Raw genomic sequence first — 22,873 nt, 5'->3', positions numbered from 1 at the left:
GGTCAACCGACGGCACCCGCGTCGGCGGAGGTGTGGGTGGATCCGTCGGCGCCGGTGGCCCGGCCGGGCCCGGTCTCCGGCCCCAGGGCGAGCAGGCGGCTGCCGCGGCGGTACCACTGCACGGGCGGCCAACCCTGCCGGAGCAGGGCGGTACGGGCCAGTTCGGGCCTGATCTCGCTGACAAAAACGTACTGGTTCCCCTCGTCCCGGGGACGATCGAAGAAACCGCGGTCACCGGCGCCGTCCGGGACGGCGTTCCGGGGACGGGCCCCGACCGCGTCGGCCCCGGAGCATTCGGCCGCGCACACCAGGTCGGCGAGACGGTGCCGGCCCGAGGACGCGGTCCAGGGGTGGGCCCACCGGGCGCTCGCGCGGTGGGCGAGGGTGGCCCAACGTTCGACGGCGAACCCGTCGTCGCGGGCGGTGTCTCGGGTGAGTTCCTCCGGGGTGTCGGGTGCGGTGAAACGCGCGGTGCGCACGGTCAGGCCTTCCGCCCGCAGGCGGCGGACCCCGGACAGGCGGGCCGCGGAGGCCGGGACGACGACCTCGGCCGGGGGCAGGCGGAACGAGAGCAGGTCGTCGGCGAGGCGTTCGGCCTCGTCCTCCCCCGAGGGGTCGGCCAGCACCGCCACGGCACGTCCGCGCAGAGGCAGTTCGGTGCCGGGGGTGCCGGGCGGGAAGTCGAGCCCGCCCAGGACCTCGGACAGGCGCACGGGGGTGGCTTCGTCGAGGAAGACCCGGCGCAGCATCTCGCGTTGTTCGGCGGCGGTGGGCTCGTCCGCGCGCAGGCGCGGCACGGACACCGCCAGGTCCTCCTCCCCCGCCAGGGCGGCTGCGGCGGAATGGGTGATGGTGCGCGTTCCGCACGCACGGGCCCGGCGGTGCAGGGGTCCGCTCCCGGGGCCGCTGCCCGGGACGACGGCGACGTTGGCGGCACGCAGGGTCTCGGCGAGGTCCGGGGCGTCGGCGTCGACCACGCGTACACCCAGGTCGGCGAGCACGTCGGGGACCCGTTCCCCGGGATCGTCCCGCACGTAGACCGCCTCGGGCCCGGGGGCCAGGTCGGCGGCGACGGGGTTGAACAAGTGCAGCGGCACACCGGCGTCGCCGTGGTGGATGCGGTCGAAGCCCAGTCGGCGCAGGGCCGGAGGGGTGGGCGCGTCCTCCAGGAGCAGCGCCGGAACACCGCGGGAGGCAGCCGATTCCAGGACCCAGTTCAGGGCGCGGGTGCGGTCGGCGACGGCGGGGTCACCCACATGCGCCCACGGCGAGCCGGGGGCGGCGGCCGACGAGGAGACCAGGACGAGGTCGATGTCGACACCGTCCATGACGATCTGCGCGTCGTGGGGACGCAGCGGGACCGACCTCAGGTAGGGGTCGACCGCCTGTTGGATCCCGGCGCCGACGACGGTGGCGGCCACGAGGTGCTCCTCGCCCTGGCCGACGAGGCCGCTGAGCAGACGCGCCTCCTGGCGGTCGGCGTCGAAGGAGCGCACCGGTTCCGCGCGGCGCCGCTTGGAGTGGTTGGTGTTGCCGCTGCTGCGCCAGAGCCGGTAGAGGTCGCGTGGGAGACGGACCAGGGAGCGGCCCGGCCGTTTGGCGGCGTTGGTCAGGGCACGGCCGACCTGGAGCGACGTCGACCCTTCGAGGGAGGACAGCCGCACCTGCGCCTCCTGGAGCTGGGCCTCACGCTCGGCCAGGGCCTGTCGGAGCTGTTCGGTCTGGCTCTGTTCACGCCGTTTCACGGTCTGCCACCTTGTGTTCTGGTCGGGTCGGCATCAGCAGGGCGCGCGGGTGGGTCCGACGCGTCCCCGGCTGGGAGCGGATGCCCTGCTTCAGGCGGGTCGGGGCGTGTCCGCTGTGCGCGTCCCGGACGCCCGAACTCGTGGGACGTCCGCGCTCGGCGGTTGGTGGGCCTGGCATGGGGAGATCACCTCGACCGGAGTTCGTTGTAGGGGGAGAGTGCGGGGCCGGGGGTTCATCGGACCCACCCCGACAGCACGGCGGCGATGCGTTCGCCGGAGCGTCCGTCCCACAGGGGCGGGACGCCGTCGCCGCTTCGGCTCTCGGGCCGGCCGTCCAGGACCTTGGCCAGGGCCTGGACGAGGTCGTCCTCGGTGACGAGCTGGTTGGTTCCGTGTGTGATGGTGACGGGCCGTTCGGTGTTGGGGCGCAGGGTCAGGCAGGGGACACCGAGGATGGTCGTCTCCTCCTGAACGCCCCCGGAGTCGGTGACCACGGCGGCCGCGCCGCGGGTGAGCGCGACGAAGTCGAGGTAACCGAGGGGATCGAGCAGGTGTACACCGGGATGGTCGCCGAGGCCGGCCCGGTCGAAGGCGGTCTTGCCGCGCGGGTGGACGGGCATGACCACGGGGATCTGGTCGGCGATGCTGTGCAGGCGCCCGGTCAAGCGGGCGACGTTGTCGGGATCGTCCACGTTGGCCGGCCGGTGCAGGGTCGCCGCCGCGTAGCGCTCGGGCAGATCGAACCGTACGCGCAGGGCGTCGGCATCGAAGCGGTCCAGATTGCCCAGCAGGGTGTCGATCATGGGGTTGCCGACCAGATGGATCCGGTCGGTGTCGATCCCCTCCTTGGCCAAGTGGCCCACCGCCTCCGGGCTCGTGGCGAAACACAGGTCGCTGAGCTGGTCGGTGACCCGGCGGTTGATCTCCTCGGGCATGCTGTCGTCGAAGGAACGCAGCCCCGCCTCGACGTGGGCGACGGGAACCCCGAGTTTGGCAGCCACCAGGGCGGCGGCCACCGTGGAGTTCACGTCGCCGTAGACCACGACGAGACCCGGCTCGCGGCGGGTGAACTCCTCCTCCAGCCCGACCATGAGCGCGGCGGTCTGGGAGGCGTGCGAACCGGAACCGACACCGAGGTCGATGTCGGGTGTGGGCAGGCCGAGGTCGCGGAAGAAGACCGCGGACATGCGGTCGTCGTAGTGCTGTCCGGTGTGCACGACCGACTGGTGGGCCCCGCGCTCACGGAGGGCGGAGACGACCGGTGCGGCCTTGACGAAATTGGGCCGTGCGCCGACGACGTGCACGATCCCGGTTTCCCTGGTTCCGAGGGGAGCGCTCGCTGCCACGACTGTTCACGTCTCCTTCTGCTGTGGATCGGCTCGCCGGTGCGGCGCCGCGGTCGGCCCGCGGCGGAGTGCCCGGGCCTTGCCCGAGCCGTCCACCGCGCGTCGCCGTGGCGTCACCGCTCGGCCACGTCCGCGTGGTTGTGTTTCTGACCGTGCACGAGAACCGGACTCACCAAGCCCACGTACCGCACGTGCGCGCCCGATGGCCGCGCGCTCTGACGTTCAGCGCGTCCCTGGCCTGGCGCCATCTGCGCGCCGAACCGGCCCGGCTGCCGTTGCTGGCGCTGCGGTTGGTCCCCGGAGCGCCTCGCCGGGCGGTGCGCTCGACCGCGTCCCGGCTCGGCGGTCTCCCCTTGGCCTACGCGTTGTGGGACCAGGGCCGGCGCGAGGAGGCCCGCGAGGCGGTGCTCACCGCGGCCGATGGCGCCGGGGACCGCGCGGTCGGCCGTCTGGTGACGGCCTGCCTGGCCGCGGGTGACGCCGCCACCGCCCGAGAGCTGGTGGAGCGGCTGCCCCGGGGGACGACCAGGGACACGGCCGAACACAGAACGGAGCTGGCCACCGGTCGTGCCGTTCCCGCTTCGTCCGTATCGCCTGATCATCACGGGATCACGTTAACCCGCGGTGACCGAACGCGGCCCGACGACACGGTGAACGCTCGGCGACCGCCCGGCGCCGGAGAATCGCCGCGGGTGCTGCACCTGGTCACCAACGCGTTGCCGCACACCAACGCCGGTTACACACAACGCACGCACCGCATCGCGGTGGCCCAGCGAGAGCTGGGTATCGATGCCCACGTGGTCACGCGGACGGGGTATCCGCTGACCAAGGGGGTGAGCGACCCGCGTCCGTTGGTGACGGTGGACGGGGTTCCTTACCACCGCATGATCCCGTGGACGGCCCCCGCCGACACCGACGCGGAGTTCGAGGCGGGGCTGCGTATGGCTTCGGACCTGGTGGAGGCGTTGCGCCCGGACGTGCTGCACGCGGCGAGCAACCACCACAACGCACGGTTGGCGCTGGCGCTGGGAGAACGTTTCGGGTTGCCGGTGGTCTACGAGGTGCGCGGGTTCCTGGAGGAGTCCTGGCTCTCGCGCGATCCCGAGCGCAGCACGGAGGACGCTTTCTACCGGGCCGAGCGGGCGCGCGAGACCGCGTGCATGCTCGCGGCCGACCTCGTGGTGACGCTGGGAGGGGCGATGCGCGCCGACATCGTCGACCGCGGGGTGGACCCCGAGCGGATCCTCGTGGTGCCCAACGCCGTGGATCCTTCGTTCCTGGAACCCCTGCCCCCGGCCGACAGCGTGCGCGAGCCGCTCGGTATCGGTGCGGAAGCGTTCGTGGCGGGCACGACGACGAGCTGTTTCGGCTACGAGGGGCTGGACACCCTGCTGGAGGCCGTGGCCCTGATGCGGGAGCGCGGCGAGGACGCCCATGCCCTGGTGGTCGGCGACGGCCCGGAACTGCCCGCTCTGCGCACCCGGGCGGAGGCCCTGGGCCTGGCGGGGTCGGCCCATTTCACCGGCCGTGTCCCGTCCGGCCGGGTTCGTGAACACCACGGTGCTCTGGACGTGTTCGTGGTGCCGCGTCGGGACGAACGGGTGTGTCGTGTCGTCACTCCGCTCAAACCCGTGGAAGCTATGGCTGGAGGCCTTCCCATTGTGGCCAGTGATCTTCCCGCATTGCGAGAGATCGTCGAACCCGGAGTGACCGGTGAGTTAATTCCGGCAGGACAATCGGTATGTCTCGCCGATGTTCTCTCAAAGCTCTCTTATAGTCATAAAACGCGCACCTCTTACGGATGCGCAGGTAGAAGGATCGTCGAAGAGGAACGAACCTGGGCCGGAGCCGCATACCGCTACGACGGGGCGTACAGAGGTCTCATCCAAAAAATGTCCGGACCAGGCCACATCCCGTAATACCGGCAAATGGACGCCTAGACTCGGACGGCCGGCGCCGACAAAGCAGACCTCACCGACGTACGCCCGTTCTCGAACGAATGCGAGTGTGACAGCGAAGTGGATGCCGCATCCTCCAACCGAGCAAACGCCGAACGGCCCGGGCCACCAGCGAGCGACCTCGTCGTCGTGGGCCTGGGCTACGTAGGACTGCCCCTGGCAGCGGAGGCAGCCGCCGCAGGTCTGCGCGTCGTGGGACTGGACGTCAGCACCTCGGTCGTGGAAAGCCTCAACCAGGGCAGCTCGCACATCGACGACCTGTCCCCTGACAACATCTCCATGATGCTCGACCAGGGGTTCAGCGCCACCACCGATCCGGCCTGCCTGGCCTCGGCCCGCACCGTCGTCATCTGCGTTCCCACGCCTCTGTCGCCCGAGGGCGGCCCGGATCTGAGCGCGGTGACCTCCGCGGCCGGGTCCATCGCCGGGAACCTGACCCCGGGCACGCTGGTGATCCTGGAGTCGACGACCTATCCCGGTACGACCGAGGAGGTCGTGCGCCCGCTCCTCGAGGAGTCCGGCCTGGTCGCCGGCGCCGACTTCCACCTGGCGTTCTCGCCCGAGCGCATCGACCCGGGCAACGCGGCCTTCGGCGTGGCCAACACCCCGAAGGTCGTGGGCGGCCTCACCGAGACCTGCGGTGAGCGTGCCGCGCACTTCTACGGCTCCTTCGTCCACACCGTGGTCCGCGCCCGCGGCACGCGTGAGGCGGAGATGGCCAAACTGCTGGAGAACACCTACCGGCACGTGAACATCGCCCTGGTCAACGAGATGGCCGTCTTCTGCCAGGAGCTCGGCGTCGATCTCTGGGACTCCATCTCGGCCGCGGCCACCAAACCGTTCGGCTTCCAGGCCTTCTACCCGGGACCGGGCGTGGGCGGGCACTGCATCCCCATCGACCCGAACTACCTGTCGTACAAGGTCAAGACCCTGGGCTACCCGTTCCGGTTCGTGGAACTGGCCCAGGAGATCAACGGGCGCATGCCCGCCTACGTCACCCAGCGCGCCCAGGAGCTGCTCAACGACAGCGGCCTGGCCCTGTCGCGTTCCAAGGTGCTGGTCCTGGGCGTGACCTACAAGGCCGACATCGCCGACCAGCGCGAGTCGCCGGCCCGCCCGGTGGCGCGCAGGCTCGCTGCCAAGGGCGCCACCCTGACCTACCACGACCCTCACGTGGAGTCGTGGACGGTCGACGGCGTGGAGGTCCCCAGATCCACCGATCTGGACCAGGCCCTGGCCGACGCCGACCTGACCGTGCTGCTCACCGACCACGCCGACTACGAACCCAAGCGGCTGGCCGAGTACGCCCGCCTGCTGCTGGACACCCGCGGGGTGCTGCGCCGCACACCGCCCGAGACCGAGGCCGACGTACCTGCACAGGTACGTCGGCACGTCGACCGCGAGGGTCTGCAGGTGCTCTGAGAGCGGATCCCACAGGGGCCGTCAGGGCCCCGCACCACCGACGGCACGTCGGGGACGGTTCGCGTCCCCCGGCGTGCCTTTCGCCGTTCACCTTCTCCTGCACGAGGGTTCACCGAATGCCCCCCTTGTGTCCATCGGGCTTTTCTCGCCACGTTTCCGCAGGTGAATACCGTGTCGAAAAGCAGGTCACGCCGCCGGAGAGCAGATCATCGGTTGAGGCGGCCCTTCTCCAAGCGACACAGGCTCCAGGCGATACAGGTAGGTGATCTCCATGCACGTACTCGTGGCCACGGTCGTGCACCACCCCGAGGACGCGCGCATCCTGCACCGCCAGATCCGGGCACTGCTCGACGCGGGGCACACGGTCACCTATGTGGCTCCCTTCCGCGAGTGCGGGGTCATCCCGTGGAACGAGGTGCAGGCGGTCGACGTACCCCGGGCCTCCGGGCGCGAACGCCTGGCGTCGCTGCGGGCGGCGCGCGCGACCCTGGCAGAACACGCGCCCCGCGCGGACCTGCTGCTGTTCCACGACCCCGAACTCATGCTGGCCCTTCCGGAGAACCGGCCGCTGACCGTGTGGGACGTGCACGAGGACACCGCGTCGGCGCTGCTGACCAAACCCTGGGTGCCCGAACCGCTGCGCAAGCCCCTGGGCGGGATCATGCGGCTCTTCGAGCGCCGGGCCGAACGGAACATGCGCCTGCTGCTGGCCGAGGAGGGATACCGTTCCCGGTTCCGCTTCGACCACCCGGTGGTGCCCAACACGACCGAGGTCCCCGAACGCCCGGCGCGCGCGCCCGGCAATGACCGGGTCGTCTACCTGGGGCACGTGTCGGTGGCCCGGGGCGCCCACGAGCTGGTCGACCTGGGACGGCTCCTGCGGCCCTACGGCATCCGGCTGGAGGTCATCGGCGGAGCGGACCCGAGCGTGCGTCCCCTGTTGCGGGAAGCCGCGCAGGAGGGCGCGCTGCACTGGTACGGCTACGTGCCCAACGACCGGGCGCTGCGGATATGCGCGGGTGCCATGGCGGGGGTGAGCCTGCTGCACGACGAGCCCAACTACCGTCACTCGATGCCGACCAAGATCGTGGAGTACATGGCACACGGTCTACCGGTGATCACGACCGCGGGCCCGGTGGCCACCTCCCTGGTCGGAGAGCGCCCGGAGGGGCCGGCCGGCGCGGTCGTGCCCTTCGGGGACACCTTCGCCGCCGCGCAGGCGATCCTGCAGCTGCGCCGTGACCCTCAGCTGCGGGCCGAGTACGCCCGCACCGGGCACACCATCGCCCAGACCTCCTTCCACTGGCCGGTGCAGGCACGTACCTTCGTCAAGCGGTTGGAGAGCTGGGTGGACGAGGCGGCCGGGCGGGCCGTGCGAGTGCCACGCCAGCGCCGGAAAAGCAGACGCGCGCCGACGGGTACGGCGCTGGCGAGTGAGTGAGGCCACATTTAGTGGCTGCAGAAATATCTTCCTCGTCAACTAGGTTGGGGATCGTGACAGGACCGGGACCCGCACCCGGCACCCACGACCACCGAGGTTTCCCCATGAGCGACGCACTGATCCTCGACAAGAGCGCCCAGGACCTGCTGTTCCGTGACGCCCGTACGGCCAACACCTTCACCGACGAGCCGGTGACCGAGGAGCAGGTGCGTACGATCTACGACCTGGTCAAGTACGGCCCCACCTCCATGAACAACCAGCCGCTGCGTGTGACGGCCGTGCGCTCGGCGGAAGCCCGGGAGCGCCTGGTGCAGTACATGGGCGGCAACAACGCCCCCAAGACCTCTGCCGCGCCGCTGACCCTGATCCTGACGGCCGACAGCTCCTTCCACGAGCTCTTCCCGAAGACCTTCCCCGTCGCCCCGGACGCCCGTGAGACCTTCGCCGGCATGCCCGCCGAGGCCCGCGAGAAGGCCGCCTTCGAGAACGCGATGCTGCAGGTCGCCTACCTCATCATGGGTGTGCGCGCCGCGGGCCTGGCCGCCGGCCCGATGACCGGATTCGACATGGACGGTGTCCGCAAGGAGTTCTTCGGCGAGGACTCCACTCTCCAGCCGCTCGTGGTCATGAACATCGGTAAGCCCGGCCCGGACGCCTGGTTCGACCGCCAGCCGCGCCTGGAGTACGACGAGGTCGTCACCGAGATCTGATCGGCCGCAGCCGAACACACGAGAGGGGCCCTCCCGCTTGGGTTCTAGCGGTGGTCGCAACACCCTGACTCTCAGGAGGTTGCGACCACCGTGTCGTTTTCCAAGGAAGAACGGGGCCGTCTCCGCACGGTTCCTGGAGCTGATGGCCGAGTCCGGCAACGTCACCGGGCGCCTGGGGCGACCGCCCCCTCCACCAGCAGGCTCTGCGACCGTCTGGAGGCGGCCGCCCAGGGCGAGGAAGCGGAGGTGGAGGCCCCCTCGGCCCGCCTGACCCGGAGGTCACCACACGGACGGAGGGTCCGCACACCCGAGGTGTGCGGACCCTCCGTCCTCGTCCGAGGCCCCTGCGGCGGGGTCAGATGACCGGGGGGCCCCCCGCCCGCGTCACCCGCCACACGGTGCGCCAACCGATCGGCGTACGCGGCCCGGCGTCCTCGCGCCAGCCCTCCCGGAAGCCCTGGAACCAGGCCCGCAGCGCCTCGCCGTCACGCTCGCGCAGCAGCGTCAGCCCGACCCAGGTGCCCAGGTACGGCGGCACCAGCGCCCACGGCAGGTTCCTGCGCGCCAGCCACACCCGGTTGCGGGCGTTGAGGCGGTAGAAGTCGGCGTGCCGTGTGGGGGCCACCGCCGGGTGGTACATGACCGCGTCGGCGTCGTACTCGATCGTGTAGCCGGCGTCCATGATGCGCCAGGCCAGGTCGGTCTCCTCGTGGGCGTAGAAGAAGTCGCCCGGGAGCCCGCCCCCGGCCTCGAAGGCCGAACGCCGGATCGCGCACGCCCCGCCCAGGAACGTGGTCACCACACTGGACTCGCGCGGATCGCCCACCCACAGCCGCGGCACGTGGCGGCGCTGGTCGGGGCCGCCGTCGGGGTCGGCGATGCGGAAGGAGATCGCACCCAGCGACGGGTCGGAGCCGAACCGCTCCCGCACGTGGCGGGCCAGGTCGGTGGAGCGGTACCAGCCGTCGTCGTCCAAGAACAGCACGACGTCGCCCTCGGCGGCGCGGACACCCTCGTTGCGGCCGGCCGGGATACCGACGTTCTCGGGCAGTTGGACGATCCGGACGCCCTCGGGCAGCTCCGGCAGTTCGGCGCCGTTACTGACCACGAGGACCTCGACATCGGCGCCCTCCTGCTCGAACACGCTGGTGATCGCACGGCGCAGTTCGGCCGGGCGGGTCCCCATCGTGAGCAGGACACAGGACAGCGTGGGTGCGGACACCTCGGAGCGGCTCCGTTCAGCTGCGGTGGGCTGGGAGTCCACCGCCTCGGGCGTACCGGGACCCGGTACGGAAGGGACGGAAGCGGTGGACCGTGTGTCCTCCGCCTCGGACGTACCGGAACCAGATGCGGGCGGAATGACAGGAGTAGCCATGTGTTCGACCGATCAGTGGACGACGTGCGACGGGCAGGTGAAGTACCAGCAACGGTCGCAGAAACAGACTAACGAAGGCCTAAAGGAATCGCGGACCCGGGCCAACGAAAGCCTAAAGTGGAAGTGTAAGGGGCCGTGAACAGGGTATCGTCCACGGCCCCGATGTGACGAAAGCATCACAATCGTGTTATTCGAGGCGGCGGGAGGCCACCACACTCACGAAGTGGGCCGCGCTCATGAGCACACCCACGAACGCGCAGACCGCGACGAGGATCCTGGTGGCGGTGAGGTCGCCCAGGAAGGCGTCCACGACCGCGACCACGACGACGAGCAGGGAGAGCTCGACCGCCTGGATCACGCGGTGCACCTTCAGCGCCGACCCCATGCGCCGGGCCAGGCTCAGACCGGACGAGCGCGGGCTCATCGCGGCATCGGTGACCTCCTCGGGCAGGCCCGCCTTGGCACGGGCCACCACCACGTTGTCGGTCTCGGCCTTGATCAGGGCCACGCCGAGGGCGGCCGCCATCCCCAGGACGAGCCAGCCGCCCGCCTCGAACTCACCCTGGGCACGGATGCCCAGACCGATGAGCAGGGCGATCTCGGACACGTAGTGCCCGATGCGGTCCAGGTAGATCCCGGCGACGCTGGTGCGTCCGGTGTACCGGGCGACCTCGCCATCCGAGCAGTCCAGGAGCAAATAGACCTGGACCATCACGGCGGCCAGGATCGCGGACCACAGTCCGCCGAAGGCCACGACCACACCGGCCAGGACGCCGAAGGCCATCATCAGGTAGGTGATGGGGTTCGGGGGGACTCCGAGACGGACGAACACGGTACTCACGTACGGGGAGAGATCCCGCATGTAGAGCCGTCCGGCCCAGTGTTCCTCGTTGGTGCGCTCCTTGATCCCCACGGGCTGGCCGCCCGCGCGGACCTCAGCGACCGACGGTTTCGACATACTCAGCGACACTCCGCCCGATCTCGTCCTCGGAGAGGTTCAGGTGTTCCAGGATCGTGAACCGGCCGGGACGGGTGTCCGGCGCGAGGGCCACTGCCTTGGCGAACTCCTCCTGGGACAGACCCACGTCCGAGGGGACGATGGGCAGGTCGTGGCGGAGCAGGCAGTCGCGGATCTCTTGCATGCGCGGCTCGGACCAGCCCAGTCGGTCCACACGTAGGAAGGACGCGTACAGCGTCCCCAGACCGGCGAGCTCGCCGTGGTTGCTGGTGCCCGGGTAGAGCTGCGTGACCGCGTGCAGGATCTCGTGGCAGGCGCCGCTGGCGGGACGGCTGGAGCCGGCCACCGACATCGCCATGCCGGAGAGCACCAGGCCCTCGGCGAGCACGGTCAGGAACGCGTCGGACTCCACCGAGTCGGGACGGTGCAGGATCGCCTCGGCCGCGACACGGGCGAAGGTCACCGCCATGCCGTCGACCGGTTCGCCGTTGACGCGGCCGGCCAGTTCCCAGTCCTCGATCGCGGAGATGTTGCTGACCACGTCGCCGATACCGGAACGCACCAGGTGGGAGGGGGCCGCCTGGACGTAGTCGACGTCGATGACCAGGGCGATCGGCATGGTGACGCCGATCGACGGCTTGCCGCCCTCGTGCTCCAGGGAGCTCACCGGGGAGGCGATGCCGTCGTGTGCCAGGTTGGTGGCCACGGCCACCATCGGGATGCCCGCCATGGTCGCGGCGAACTTGGTCACGTCGATGGTCTTGCCGCCACCGATACCGGCCACGGCCTCGTAGGCACCCGAGCGCAGCTTCTTACCGAGGTCGGTGGCGGCATCCACGGTGCCTTCACTGACCTGGAAGACCTCGCACTGGGGCAGGTCGACGTCGTGCTCGATACGTTCACCCTGGCCGGGGCCGACCACGAGGGCGATGCGGCCCTCGGTGGCGATGCGGCGGTCGGCCAGGACGTCGCCGAGCCGGGCGATGGCCCCCCGGCGCACGTCGATGGCCAGGGGGGACTGCAGCATTCGGGCTAGTAGCGGCACGCGATCTCCCTCGCCTCGGCCAGGTCGTCGTGGTCGTCGACCTCGACCCAGTCGACGTCGCCGATGGGCGCGATGGAGAGCTTCTCCCCGCGGTTGACGAGCTCCTGGTAGCCGTCCTCGTAGTACAGCTGAGGGTCGCGCTCCCACGTCGCCTTGAGCGCGTCGGCCAGGCGGGCGTCCAGGGAGCTCTCGATGAGGGTGGCACCGATGTACTCGCCGGACGCGACGCCCGGGTCCATCAGCTTGGTGATGTTCTCCAGGTTCCCGGACTCGTCCAGGGTCACCTTCATCTCCTCGTCACCGAGCTTCTTGACGTTGTCGACCGCCAGGAGCAGCTCGGGGCCGCGGGCGGCCAGCAGCGTCTCCTCGACGCTCACCGGGTGCACGGTGTCGCCGTTGACGAGGAGGACGCCCTCGGAGAAGAACTCACGCGCGGTCCACAAGGAGTAGGCGTTGTTCCACTCCTCGGCCTTGTCGTTGTAGCTGAGGGTGATCTTGACGCCGTGGCGCTCCTCGAGGAGCTCCTTGCGTTCCTCGACGGCCTGCGCGGCGTACCCGACCACCACGACCACATCGGTCAGCCCGGCAGTTGCCAGGTTGCGCAGCGAGATGTCCATGATGGTCGTCTCACCGTCGACGGGCACCAAGGCCTTGGGCAGGGTGTCGGTGTAGGGACGCAGCCGGCGTCCTGCGCCCGCGGCGAGAACCATTCCGAGCATGAGGGCGTGTTCCTCCTTAGGTCGAGGAGGCGTCCACGCCTCCTCGGTCGTTGTGGCCGTCACGAACGTCGGTCACCGGTGTCGCGCTCCAGGTGCGCACGGACTCGCGGACGAGCAGTGCCACCAGGTACGCGGCGAGCAAGCCGTAGGCGGCCGTGAGCGACTCCAGCGCTCCCCCAGCGGCGACGACGAGCATGCGCCCGTCCCAGCCGAGGGCTGCGGCGCGTACCCGTCCGGGTCGGACCATACCGACCGCGGGTCGGGTGACGTCGTCGCGATGGTGGAGGACGACCGCCACCAAGAGTACGAACACCAGGGGACCGGGTACACCGGACGCCGACCCCAGAACCGTCAGGAATCCGTACTCGGTGAGGCGCAGCACGGGTGGGACGAGCCAGTCGAACCGTCCGTCGTGGGGGTGGCCCGAGGTCAGGCCGGACAGTAGCAGGGATGCGACCGGTGCGCACAGGGTAATGCCTGTCAGCCGCCCTTGGTCTGCAAGGAGGAGGATGCCGACGACGAGGGCGCCCGTGAGTGCGGTGAGCAGAGGTGGGAAGGCGCCCGGGGCGATCCTCCCCAGGAGGAGCCCGATGTGACTGTCATCACGGAGAAAGCGAAGGTCCGGCCTGCGTGGGACCGCCTCGCGCGCGGCCCCGCTCACCGCTGCTCCACCTGTTCCCCGGCGCCGACGAGTTCGCTCGTGACGGCGATCGCGCACCCGATGACGAGAGTGACGAAGGCGACCCGGGGGTCCCACACGAGGGTGGTGACCCCGATGACGAGGAAACGCACCGGCTGGGTGAAGGACAGCCAGCGGCAGGCGAGATCGGGCAGGGACACCACGGCGGCGACCGGCCCGTGCCCGGTGGCCTCCTCCTGCCGCACACGCGGAGCCGCACTCACGCGGCCGTCCCGCGCGCCGTCGGCTCCGAGCAGGCGGCCGGTGAGTTCGGGGTCGCCGTTGCCGGACCGGCGCGGGGCGGGGACCCCGAGCCCGCCGAGGAGCCCTCCAGGACTCCGCTGCGCGGGCACGGAGCCCCGGACCGCACTCCGCCCCTGGGCCAGGGCCGCCGGGGCCTTGCGGGCCACCAGGAGCGAGTTGCGCAGCGCCAGGGCGATGAGGGCGCCGGCCGCCCACGCCCAGGCCCCGGCGATGCCGGCGGCGACCGCACCCAGGGCCAGGCCCGTGTAGACGATGTACTCGCGCAGTTGGCCGAGCATGGTCACGAGCCACAGGGTCAGGGAGTCGCGGCGGTTGGCACTCATGGCCGCACCGACCGCGTCACAGCACAGGACCAGTGCGAGGAAGGCCGATCCCACCAGAGGCCCTTCGTCCCCCTCCTGGGTGAACCAGACGGCTGCGCCGAGAGCGACCAGCACACTGATCCGCGCCATGCCGGACCGGGTGACATGCCGACGCTCCAGAATGCGTGCGACCGCCCGTGCGGGTGAAGCGTGTGCCATGTCCGTGCCCTCCCAGATGTACCGAGGGACACGGTTGCTCACGCTGCGTGACCATTCAACGCCGACACGCGCACAAAGACGGGTAACCCCTGGTCAGAGGGTGTTTCGGACAGCCCACGACACACAGGAGCGCACCACCGGAACCCGGGGTGCGCTCGCTGGGTGTTTCGGAGGGGGACGGAAGCTACTGGCCGCCGTCGGGGGGATCGGGCTTCTTCCGGTCCGGCTTCTCGCCGCCCTCGGACTTCTTCCCGCCGCCCTCGGGCTTCTTCTCGCCCTCGGACTTCTTCTCGGCACGCTTCTTCTTGGCCTCGTCGCGCTTCTTGCGCTCCTCGATCTCGGCCTTGGTGTCCTCGTTGTAGGCCGTCAGCGCGGAGTCGATGTCGGTGTCCAGCGCCAGGCTGCCGTTGCGGATGTAGAGACCGCGGTTGCAGAACCGGCGCAGGTCCTTCTCGCTGTGGGAGACCAGGACCATCGTGCGCTCGTTGGCGAGCATGCGGTCGATGGCCGCGTAGCACTTGAGCTTGAAGGCCTTGTCACCGACGGCCAGGACCTCGTCCACGAGCATGATCGGGTGCTCGAGCTGCGAGATGAGCGCGAACCCCAGACGCACCTTCATTCCGCTGGAGTAGTGGCGCACCGGGGTGTCGACGAACTTCGGCTTGATCTCGGCGAAGTCGATGATCTCCTCGAAGCGCTCGTCGAGCTGTTTCTCGGTCATCCCGTGCAGGGAACCGACGAGGTACACGTTCTCGCGGCCGGTCAGGTTGTCGTTGAACCCCGCCCGCAGCTCCAACAGCGGTGCGACCTTGCCGTGCACGCTGACGTCGCCCTCGTCCGGGAGCAGCACACCCGCGATCATCTTGAGCAGCGTGGACTTGCCGGTTCCGTTCTTGCCGACGATGCCCACGCAGTCGCCCTTGGCGATTTCGAAGGACACGTCGCGCAACGGCCAGAAGTCATTGCCCTCGGCATTGGGATCGCGCTTGGTGCCATGGATGAACATCTCGCGCAGGCTGCGCTTGCGCCGACGGTTGACGGCGAACTTGACACCGAGGCCCTTGGCCTCGATGACCGGGCCAGCGCCATCCGTTTCGTAGGTGGAGGGCTGTGCCATCACAACTCCTTCAGGACGGACATCTCCAGACGGCGGAACGTCCAGTATCCGATGACCAGCATCAGGAACGAACCCACCACCGACGACCACAACGCGATCGCGGTCGGGGTCAATTCCGCGAAGTCAGCGAACCACACGGCCCGGTGCATCTCGAAGATACCCAGCAACGGGTTGAGCTGATAGACGACCTTGAGCCACTCGGGGATACCCGCTTGCAGCACCATGGTCGCCGGGTACAGGATCGCCGATCCGTAGAACAACAAGCGTGTGATGATACGCACCATACGCTCGACGTCGCGGAACATGACGTTGACCGAGGACAAGAACAAGGTCATGCCCAGACCGAACGCGAACTGCAGCAGGACTGCAGCCGGTAGCCAGACCAGCAACCCCATCACACTGAAGGAACCGCCCAGGACCACGACGAAGACCAGCAGCACCGGCAGGGTGAGCAGGTACTCGACGAACTTGGTGCCCACGGTGGCCATCGGGAAGATCTCCCGTGGCACCTTCATCGTCGTGATGAGCTTCCCGTGAGTGATCATCGCCCGGGGTGCCTCACTGAGCATCGCCCCGAACGAGTTCCACGGCAGGATGCCCGCCACCAGGAAGAGCAGGAACCCGCCCTGGGCCATGGCCTCCTCCGGCATCCCGCGCTCGGCCTGGAGGATCACTCCGAAGACGAAGAAGTAGACCATCGTCAGAGCCAACGGCTCCAACATGGTCCACGCGTACCCCAGTACGGACTGCTGGTACTTGACCTTCAGGTCACGCCGGACCAGGAGGCCGACGACCTTCCGGTGCTCCCAGACGGCCAGCGCCCTTGACGCCACCGCCACCTCCAAGGGTTGAGTTCTCTTCGTCCGGAACGCGATGCGCCGGACGGCCGCGTGCATGTGTCTTGCCTTGCGCGCACCAGGCCTCTGCACGCGGTCCGACCCACGGCAACGGCTTCCGGAAGCACGGGGGAGAGTGTGTCCGGGCGACCGGGGGAGTGTCACGGACCGCGCCCGGCTCCACGACCGAATCAGAGGAGGTCTGGACCGAGCACGCCATATCAGGCGTCCATCAGGGTACCGCCGTGAACGACGGGTCTCGTCCAACACCCGGCGCCCGATGTAGCGCCACGCCGGTGCCGGCGCTCCTTCCGAAGCACCCGACCGCCCGCCCTACCGCCGTTGCGGCGGCCTTCCCGGCGCGTTCGGCTAAGGTCTGTCCGGCAGATGCCTTCCGTCGGAGCCTGCCGAACAGGCCCTGGTCCCGGCCGGAACCGTGAACGACGTCGACGAAGGGGGCCACCATGACCGAACGGCCCAAGGTGATCGCGGCCGTCCTGGCCGGCGGAGTGGGTGCCCGGATGGCGGCTCCCTCCCCCAAACAGCTGCTCCCTCTGGACGGCAGGCCGATCATCGAGCACTCCGTGGCCGCTTTCGAGGCGTGCCCGGACGTCGACGAGATCCTCGTGCTCATGGTGGACACGCACGTGGGCCGGGTCGAGGACCTGGTCGCCGGTGCCGGGTTCGCCAAGGTCACCCGCGTGCTGGCCGGCGGCGCCACCCGCACCGAGACCTCGAACGCGGCGCTGGAAGCGATGTCCGGAGCCTCCGACGACGACCTCGCGCTCCTGCACGACGCGGCCCGTCCCCTGGTGCGGCCGGCCACGGTCTCGGNCCCCCCCCGCCGGCGACACCGTGGTCCGTGTCGCCCCCGGCCGGGCCGGTGGAGAGTCCATCGCGGACGTGCCCCCGCGCGCCGAGCTGCGCCGTATGCAGACCCCCCAGGGTTTCCGGCTCGGGGTGGCCCGCCGCGCCTACGGCCTGGCGATGGCCGACCCCGGCCTGGTCGCCACCGACGACTGCGGCGTGGTGCTGCGGTACCTGCCCGAGGAGGAGGTGCGGATCGTGCCCGGAGACGAGTCCAACATCAAGGTGACCAACCCCGGTGACGTGGAGATCGCAGAGACCCTGCTGCGCCGCGCCCACGCGCACCCGGCCGTGTCGGGGACCGTGTGATGGGCGGCGTCTTCGAGCCCACCGAGGTCATCGGCCACCGCGGCCTGGGACGCGGCGTGGTGGACGGACACCGGGAGAACACCCCGGATTCCTACGCGGCCGCCGCCGAAGCGGGTGCGGACTGGGTCGAGATCGACGTGCGCAGAACCGCCGACGACACCCTGGTGCTGTACCACGACGCCGCTCTGGCCGATGGGCGCGCCATCGTCGACCTGAGCGCCGCGGAGTGCGCCGAGGCGGGGCTGGCGGGCCTGCCCGAGGGGCTGGACGCCCTCCCCCGGGGCGTGGGCCTGGACGTGGATGTCAAGACCGTCATGGAGGACGCCGTGGACGCGCCGACCCGGCGCACGGTGTCTCTGCTCCTGCCCCACCTGCGCCGTGAGGCCCGGCGCCGCCGGGTCTTCGTGTGCTCCTTCGACCCGGGTCTGCTGCTGGCCGTGCGGGAGGGCGCCCCCGAGGTCCCGACCGCGTGGATGCCGTACGTACGCAACCCGGCCGACACCGCGATCCCCGGCGCGGTGGGCCTGGGCTGCCCGGTCGTTGCGGTCGACGCCCGTGCTCTCGGCCTGGAGGGCGAGGAGCCCCGCCCGGGCCGCCGCGCCTTGGAGCACACGGTCGAGATCGCGCACCGGGCCGGGCTGGAGCTCATATCGTGGTGCCCGGGCCCCGAGGACGCCGCGCGGTACGCCGCTGCGGGCATGGACGCGGTCGTGGTCGACCACGTGCCCGGAGCCCTGGCGGCGCTGCGCGGGCCACGCTGAACCGGGGGTTCAGATGCGGCGCAGGAGCTCGGTCTTCTTCGCCCCGAATTCTTCCTCGGACAACAACCCCTTGTCGCGGAGTTCACCGAGGCGTTCGATCTGGGCGTAGACCCAGTCGGTGTCGTGCCCGGTGCCGCCCGCGGGGGCCCGTGCTCCCGCGTCTGCCTCGTCGTTCGTGCCCTCTCCCCGGCGTGCGCGACCGGGAAGATCGACGCTCATGCGCGGGCCGGTCAGCGCCCCGACCGCGTTCTGGGCGGCCTCGCGCCACCACTCCGGGTCCTTGATGCCGGGCCGGTCGTCGATGTCGGCGCCGGAGGCCTCGCCCGAGCCCAGGCGGGCGCGGGCGGCCGCGTCCCGGGACCACAGGTGGGCAGTGACCGTGGCGGCCATGAGGAAGATCCGGTAATGGCCGTCGTCGTCCTCGTCCGCGCGCAGGATGTTGGGGTCGTGCTTGGGTTTGGCCGCTGCCCCCGCGGCGCTCTTGGCAGTGACCACCCGCAGGAAGGTCCACCCCCAGTCGTCCAGAGGCACGATCTCGACGCCGGTGATCTCGGAGAACGTGTACTCGCGCCGCTGTTTCCTGCGCTTGTACGAGCTCGCGTAGGAACCCGACCAGAGCAGGCGCAGCCCGTCCGGGTCCAGCACCGCCGCCCCCTCGCACGTGCTGATGTGCAGGGGCAGGCCGGGGGTCAGGCGCGTGGGCAGATACGGGTCCTGGGGGTCCGGGGCCTGCTCGGCGGCGAAGCGCATCTGGTCGGCGAGGTACTCGGCCACCAGTTCGGTACGGACCGGACCGGTCAGGCGGAAGGGCTGGAGTTTGGGGTCGAGCTGGGACCCGACGGCCAGGTAGGGGTCGGTGCGCTCACGAAGGCGCAGGGAGAGCACCCAGCCCTTCTTCCGGCCGGCCTTGGGCTCGAACTCGACCGATTCCACCGCCGAGACGGGCACGCTCAGGGAACCCAGCTGTTTGAGCAGCGGGCTCCTGAACCAGCCCTTGGTCTCGTACCGGATCTCGATCGTCTCGCCGTCGAAGTTCCAGACGGCCTCGTTCCCGTGCAGGTCGTCCATTCCCACCCTTTCCGTGCTTCACCCTCTGCTTAGCAGAAGAGCGGGCGCGGCGGCAGGGCACGGGGTTGAAAGGCCGGTTCCGGCCGGGCCCGGTCGTCGACGAAGCGGGGTCAGCTCTGGGCGGCCTGCGCGGTGCGCGAGTCCGCTCCCAGGCTCGGCGGGCTCGTGATGAACCCGGTACCCCACGACATGTGCATGGTGGCCAGTGCCACCGGGATCATCGGCCGGGACGCGGCCGGAAGCCCTCGGCCCAGCGGCAGCGTCGCCGCGGTCACCAGGGCCGCGTAGGCGGCGGGGACCAGCCACAACGGCCACCACAGGAACCCGCCGACCAGGCCGGCCAGGTTGCCGGCCACGGCCACCGGCGGGGCCAGGTAACGCAGGTTGATGGTGCCCTTGTGCTGGCGGGCGACCACGTGCCGCCAGCGTCCGTAGTGGAAGTACTGCTTGGCGAGCAGGCGCACGGTGCGGCGGGGCCGGTAGGTCACGCGCATGCGCGGCTGGAACCAGACGGTGCCGCCGGTCTGCCGGATGCGGTGGTTCATCTCCCAGTCCTGGGCACGGAGGAACGCCTCGTCGTAACCCTCCACGCGTTCCAGGGCCGACCTCCGGAACACCCCCAGATAGACGGTGTCGGCTGGGCCGCCCTCGCCGCCGGTGTGGAAGCGGGCGTTGCCGACACCGATCTTGGAGGTCATCGCGGCCGCCACGGCCTTCTCCCAGGAGGTGACGCCCTCGGCGGCCATGATCCCGCCGACGTTGTCCGCGCCGGTCTCCTCCAGGGTCTCCACGGCCACCCTCAGGTAGTCGGAGGGCATCATCGCGTGCCCGTCGATGCGGGCGACGACCTCGTGGGAAGAAGCTCCGATGGCGGCGTTGAGCCCGGAAGGGGTCTTACCGGAGGGGTTGTCGACGACCGTGACACGCGGATCGGCGGAGGCGATACCGTCGGCGACCTCGCGGGTGCGGTCCTGCGAGGGCCCAACGGCGAGCACGATCTCCAGTTCACCGGGGTAGTCCTGTTCCAGGACGTGTTCCACCGCCGCGGCGAGGTGGTGCTCTTCGTTGAGAACGGGCATGACGACGGAGACGGAAGGCCAGGACACAGGTACTTCCCAGGATCAAGACATGTCGGGACGCTTCAACGGTACTGCACACACGAAGCCGGACAGCACGGGACGGAGAGGCCCGCAAGCACCCTCCCCACGCTCCTCTCCAGGGCACACCGTCCACGGATTCCGGACTTCCGTCGAACCGTCACGCGCCGGTGTGCGTCTGACCAAAGGGGCCACAACACGCCGAGCATTGACATCCTGCTTCCTTCGGGGAATCGGGTGACAACCTAGGGAGAAGAAGACCGTTGACGGGGTTGGGACGGGGATGTCGATGAGCGACGACCACGCCGGACGCCAGGAGTCGGCGGGCGAGTTCCGGCGCGAACACTCACGGCCCCTGCCCCCGCACGAGCGACGTTCCCCCCGCAGCGGGCGTCTCATCGTCCCCTCGGCCGCCGTGCGCCGCCGCCGCACCGCCCTCGCGCTCATGAGCGCTCTGTCGGTCCTGGTACTGCTGGCCTCGGGGGTCTCCTGGGGCGCCACAGCATGGGTCTCGGGCAACATCAACCGCTCCGACGTGTTCGGCGGGCTCGCCGAGGACGAGCGCCCCGAGAACGAGACGGGGGCGCTGACGTTCCTGGTCATCGGCTCCGACGGACGCGAGGAGATGAGCAGCGAGGACCAGGACGCCCTCAGTGTGGGGTCCACCCCCGGTGAGCGTTCCGACACGATCATGCTGGTGCACCTCAACCACGAACGCGACCGGGTCACCGTCGTGGGTGTGCCCCGCGACCTGTGGGTGGACGTGCCCGGTGAGGGCAAGGACAAGATCAACGCCGCCTACGCCTACGGCGGTCCGCAGAAGTCCGTGCAGACCGTGGAAGCGGTGACGGGTGTGCGCATCGACCACTACGTCGAGGTGGACTTCACCGGGTTCGTGGACGTGGTCGATGCCCTCGGCGGCGTGGAGGTGTGCCTGGAGGAGCCGATCGAGGACCCCAAGGCCCAGCTCGACCTGGAAGCCGGCACCCACGAGGTGGACGGCGCCGAGGCGCTGGCCTTCGCGCGCACGCGTGCGACCGCCCGCGGCGACCTGGACCGGATCGACCGCCAACAGCAGGTGGTCGCGGCGATGATGGACCGGGCACTGAGTACCGAGACCCTCTCGGAGCCGACCAAGCTCGCCTCGTTCCTGGACAGCTCCCTGTCGTCGCTGACCGTGGACGAGGGCCTGGACACCGCCGCCCTCAACGATCTGGGCCACCAGATGCGCGGCCTGGACCTGTCCGCGGTGGACTTCGCCCAGGTGCCCGTCGCCGACATGGAACATTGGACCGACCGCGGCGACGTCGCAGTGCTGTGGGACGAGCCGGCCGCCCGCGACCTGTTCGCCGACATCCGGGCCGATCGCCCGATCGGTGGTGAGGAAGAGGCAGCCGGGGAGGAAGGGGAAGACGGCGGTCCGAGCCCGTCGGAGGTCCCCGTGCGGGTCTTCAACGGCACCGCGAGCCCTGGTGTCGGTGCCGAGCTGGACACCCAGCTGTCCGAGGCCGGGTTCGAGCTGACCGGGGAGGCCGAGAACTGGACCAGCCGGGACCTGACCGGCACCGAGGTGCGCCACAGCCCCGAGATGGCCGAGGAAGCCGCCTACGTGTCCGGGATGATCCCCGATTCCGAAGCTGTTGAAGACGAGACCCTGAACGGTGAGCTCCAGATCGTGATCGGGTTCGACTACACGACGTTCGACATTCCAGAGGCCGAGGTCGAGGACGAATCGGCGGAGGAGTCCCCTTCCGGGTCGCCGGACGACGGATCGGCCGCCGCCTCGACCGCCGAGGACAACATCTGCTCGTAGGAAGGTTCCCCGTGCTCCGCCATCTGGCCGGCCTCCTCATCGGCGCCGTTCTGGCCCCGGCCCTGTGGGCTGCGGTCTCCTGGTCGGCCGAACTCCTGCCGCGGCTGTCCGAGGGCCAGGTCACCTTCACGACGGTCTCCGCGGGTGTCCTGCTCGGGGTGGCCGGTGCGGTCGGCGCCGGACTGGTCGCCACGCGTGTCTCCCCGATGGTCGCGGCCACCAGCGGTCTGCTGCTGGCCGCGACCGCTCTGTGGCCGGTGGTGGCGCCGCAGACGACGGAGCCGGCGTTGGGCTGGCTCAATTCGGAGAGTTTCCTGTACCCGTCCGGCCCCGGTCTGACGGTCGCCCTGCCGTTGGGGGTCCTGCTGTTCGGCTCGGCGCTGACCCCCATGCGTTGGCGGGCGCTCCACGACGTGCCCGACCGTGCGGAGCGGGGTCGATACCGGGCGGCCCCTCCGGAGGATCCGATGGAGGAGCCGGACCTCGAGGGCCGGGGAGCGGTCGGCGACACGCTCCCCGAACCGCCGGCGCAGCCCGTTCCGTACGATCCGCCGCCCGGCAGCGGCCTGGCGGGCGACCCCGAGAAGACCACGACCCCGTTCCGGCGTGGCGAGGGCGGGGCGTCCTGGACCCCGTTGGACGATGAAGCAGGACAGAACAGGTTCTACCGCGGCGACCGGCCTTGAGAGCGCCCGGTGGACCGAACCACAGCACCCGCCGGTAATCTGAGCGACTGACGTTCAAGCCGTGTTCGGTCACACGCCATTCCGCGGCGCATAAGGTGATGCCCCGCCTCGGTGGGGTCACCCGACCACCACAGCT

The 22,873-nt window shown here is 70.2% G+C and carries 19 protein-coding genes and 1 pseudogene; 8 read left to right on the top strand and 12 right to left on the bottom strand.

Annotated features, from left to right (window positions below; all coding sequences use genetic code 11):
- Nucleotides 1-2 precede the first annotated feature (2 nt).
- Nucleotides 3-1,745: a hypothetical protein gene (locus D473_RS0106310; RefSeq protein ID WP_017608239.1), complete on the bottom strand. Its 1,743-nt coding sequence runs from the start codon at nucleotides 1,743-1,745 to the stop codon at nucleotides 3-5.
- Between the two features lie 233 nt (nucleotides 1,746-1,978).
- A complete protein-coding gene (wecB, locus tag D473_RS0106305; protein WP_017608238.1) occupies nucleotides 1,979-3,091 on the bottom strand; it encodes a non-hydrolyzing UDP-N-acetylglucosamine 2-epimerase in 1,113 nt (370 codons plus the stop codon).
- 191 nt (nucleotides 3,092-3,282) lie between these two features.
- On the opposite strand from wecB, the gene D473_RS0106300 reads away from it, so the two are divergent.
- From D473_RS0106300 to D473_RS0106285, 4 genes are all read left to right on the top strand, one after another.
- Nucleotides 3,283-5,010 carry a glycosyltransferase family 4 protein gene (locus D473_RS0106300; protein WP_017608237.1) on the top strand — a complete coding sequence of 576 codons (1,728 nt, stop codon included), beginning with the start codon at nucleotides 3,283-3,285 and terminating at the stop codon, nucleotides 5,008-5,010.
- Between the two features lie 99 nt (nucleotides 5,011-5,109).
- Entirely contained in the window at nucleotides 5,110-6,471 is a 1,362-nt protein-coding gene (locus D473_RS0106295) for a nucleotide sugar dehydrogenase (RefSeq protein ID WP_026126660.1), read from the top strand.
- A 271-nt stretch (nucleotides 6,472-6,742) separates the two neighbouring features.
- Nucleotides 6,743-7,912 carry a glycosyltransferase gene (locus D473_RS0106290; protein ID WP_017608235.1) on the top strand — a complete coding sequence of 390 codons (1,170 nt, stop codon included), beginning with the start codon at nucleotides 6,743-6,745 and terminating at the stop codon, nucleotides 7,910-7,912.
- Between the two features lie 104 nt (nucleotides 7,913-8,016).
- The gene (locus D473_RS0106285) at nucleotides 8,017-8,622 is read left to right on the top strand and encodes a malonic semialdehyde reductase (protein WP_017608234.1); all 606 of its coding nucleotides are present in this window, start codon (nucleotides 8,017-8,019) and stop codon (nucleotides 8,620-8,622) included.
- 355 nt (nucleotides 8,623-8,977) lie between these two features.
- Here D473_RS0106285 and D473_RS0106280 read toward each other — a convergent pair whose 3' ends face one another.
- The 8 genes from D473_RS0106280 to D473_RS0106245 form a co-directional block, all read right to left on the bottom strand.
- Nucleotides 8,978-9,844, bottom strand: a complete 867-nt coding sequence (locus tag D473_RS0106280) for a glycosyltransferase family 2 protein (protein WP_026126659.1) — start codon at nucleotides 9,842-9,844, stop codon at nucleotides 8,978-8,980.
- Between the two features lie 340 nt (nucleotides 9,845-10,184).
- The gene (locus D473_RS0106275) at nucleotides 10,185-10,955 is read right to left on the bottom strand and encodes a CDP-alcohol phosphatidyltransferase family protein (RefSeq protein ID WP_017608232.1); all 771 of its coding nucleotides are present in this window, start codon (nucleotides 10,953-10,955) and stop codon (nucleotides 10,185-10,187) included.
- The gene (locus D473_RS0106270; protein WP_017608231.1) at nucleotides 10,933-11,982 is read right to left on the bottom strand and encodes an iron-containing alcohol dehydrogenase family protein; all 1,050 of its coding nucleotides are present in this window, start codon (nucleotides 11,980-11,982) and stop codon (nucleotides 10,933-10,935) included. Before D473_RS0106270 ends, D473_RS0106275 begins: the two co-directional genes overlap by 23 nt.
- 5 nt (nucleotides 11,983-11,987) lie before the next feature.
- A complete protein-coding gene (locus D473_RS0106265; protein WP_017608230.1) occupies nucleotides 11,988-12,719 on the bottom strand; it encodes a phosphocholine cytidylyltransferase family protein in 732 nt (243 codons plus the stop codon).
- Between the two features lie 16 nt (nucleotides 12,720-12,735).
- Nucleotides 12,736-13,380 (bottom strand): DUF5941 domain-containing protein, encoded by a 645-nt coding sequence (locus D473_RS0106260; RefSeq protein ID WP_017608229.1) that lies wholly within the window; start codon nucleotides 13,378-13,380, stop codon nucleotides 12,736-12,738.
- Nucleotides 13,377-14,183, bottom strand: coding sequence for a hypothetical protein (locus D473_RS0106255; protein ID WP_017608228.1), 807 nt, complete (start codon nucleotides 14,181-14,183; stop codon nucleotides 13,377-13,379). Before D473_RS0106255 ends, D473_RS0106260 begins: the two co-directional genes overlap by 4 nt.
- 184 nt (nucleotides 14,184-14,367) lie before the next feature.
- On the bottom strand, nucleotides 14,368-15,300 hold the full coding sequence (locus D473_RS0106250) for an ABC transporter ATP-binding protein (RefSeq protein WP_017608227.1): 933 nt from the start codon (nucleotides 15,298-15,300) through the stop codon (nucleotides 14,368-14,370).
- Complete coding sequence (locus D473_RS0106245) at nucleotides 15,300-16,145, bottom strand: ABC transporter permease (protein WP_017608226.1); 846 nt, start codon at nucleotides 16,143-16,145, stop codon at nucleotides 15,300-15,302. The genes D473_RS0106250 and D473_RS0106245 overlap by 1 nt, the downstream gene beginning before the upstream one ends.
- A 455-nt stretch (nucleotides 16,146-16,600) precedes the next feature.
- On the opposite strand from D473_RS0106245, the pseudogene D473_RS25550 reads away from it, so the two are divergent.
- Together D473_RS25550 and D473_RS0106235 are read left to right on the top strand one after the other, a co-directional pair.
- Nucleotides 16,601-17,312, top strand: a pseudogene (locus D473_RS25550) (IspD/TarI family cytidylyltransferase).
- Complete coding sequence (locus D473_RS0106235) at nucleotides 17,312-18,073, top strand: glycerophosphodiester phosphodiesterase (RefSeq protein WP_017608224.1); 762 nt, start codon at nucleotides 17,312-17,314, stop codon at nucleotides 18,071-18,073. The pseudogene D473_RS25550 and the gene D473_RS0106235 overlap by 1 nt, the downstream one beginning before the upstream one ends.
- 9 nt (nucleotides 18,074-18,082) lie before the next feature.
- Here D473_RS0106235 and D473_RS0106230 read toward each other — a convergent pair whose 3' ends face one another.
- Entirely contained in the window at nucleotides 18,083-19,141 is a 1,059-nt protein-coding gene (locus D473_RS0106230; RefSeq protein ID WP_017608223.1) for a DUF4429 domain-containing protein, read from the bottom strand.
- A 110-nt stretch (nucleotides 19,142-19,251) separates the two neighbouring features.
- The gene (locus tag D473_RS0106225; protein WP_017608222.1) at nucleotides 19,252-20,247 is read right to left on the bottom strand and encodes a glycosyltransferase family 2 protein; all 996 of its coding nucleotides are present in this window, start codon (nucleotides 20,245-20,247) and stop codon (nucleotides 19,252-19,254) included.
- Nucleotides 20,248-20,527: 280 nt separating this feature from the next.
- Between D473_RS0106225 and D473_RS0106220 the strand changes: the two genes are divergently transcribed.
- Both D473_RS0106220 and D473_RS0106215 read left to right on the top strand, forming a co-directional pair.
- Nucleotides 20,528-22,051: an LCP family protein gene (locus D473_RS0106220; protein ID WP_026126657.1), complete on the top strand. Its 1,524-nt coding sequence runs from the start codon at nucleotides 20,528-20,530 to the stop codon at nucleotides 22,049-22,051.
- An 11-nt stretch (nucleotides 22,052-22,062) separates the two neighbouring features.
- Nucleotides 22,063-22,737, top strand: a complete 675-nt coding sequence (locus D473_RS0106215) for a hypothetical protein (protein WP_017608220.1) — start codon at nucleotides 22,063-22,065, stop codon at nucleotides 22,735-22,737.
- Nucleotides 22,738-22,873 lie beyond the last annotated feature (136 nt).

The sequence above is a fragment of the Nocardiopsis xinjiangensis YIM 90004 genome, from assembly GCF_000341145.1.
Taxonomy (GTDB): domain Bacteria; phylum Actinomycetota; class Actinomycetes; order Streptosporangiales; family Streptosporangiaceae; genus Nocardiopsis; species Nocardiopsis xinjiangensis.
This window is presented reverse-complemented; position numbering and strand designations above follow the sequence as displayed.

Bases quoted from the DNA above. Each gene is read 5' to 3' on its own strand.
- D473_RS0106265 (WP_017608230.1), bottom strand. From the start codon at position 12,719: ATGCTCGGAATGGTTCTCGCCGCGGGCGCAGGACGCCGGCTGCGTCCC.
- D473_RS0106230 (WP_017608223.1), bottom strand. From the start codon at position 19,141: ATGGACGACCTGCACGGGAACGAGGCCGTCTGGAACTTCGACGGCGAG.
- D473_RS0106255 (WP_017608228.1), bottom strand. From the start codon at position 14,183: ATGGCACACGCTTCACCCGCACGGGCGGTCGCACGCATTCTGGAGCGT.
- D473_RS0106290 (WP_017608235.1), top strand. From the start codon at position 6,743: ATGCACGTACTCGTGGCCACGGTCGTGCACCACCCCGAGGACGCGCGC.
- D473_RS0106285 (WP_017608234.1), top strand. From the start codon at position 8,017: ATGAGCGACGCACTGATCCTCGACAAGAGCGCCCAGGACCTGCTGTTC.
- D473_RS0106250 (WP_017608227.1), bottom strand. From the start codon at position 15,300: ATGGCACAGCCCTCCACCTACGAAACGGATGGCGCTGGCCCGGTCATC.
- D473_RS0106235 (WP_017608224.1), top strand. From the start codon at position 17,312: ATGGGCGGCGTCTTCGAGCCCACCGAGGTCATCGGCCACCGCGGCCTG.
- D473_RS0106270 (WP_017608231.1), bottom strand. From the start codon at position 11,982: ATGCTGCAGTCCCCCCTGGCCATCGACGTGCGCCGGGGGGCCATCGCC.
- D473_RS0106275 (WP_017608232.1), bottom strand. From the start codon at position 10,955: ATGTCGAAACCGTCGGTCGCTGAGGTCCGCGCGGGCGGCCAGCCCGTG.
- D473_RS0106220 (WP_026126657.1), top strand. From the start codon at position 20,528: ATGAGCGACGACCACGCCGGACGCCAGGAGTCGGCGGGCGAGTTCCGG.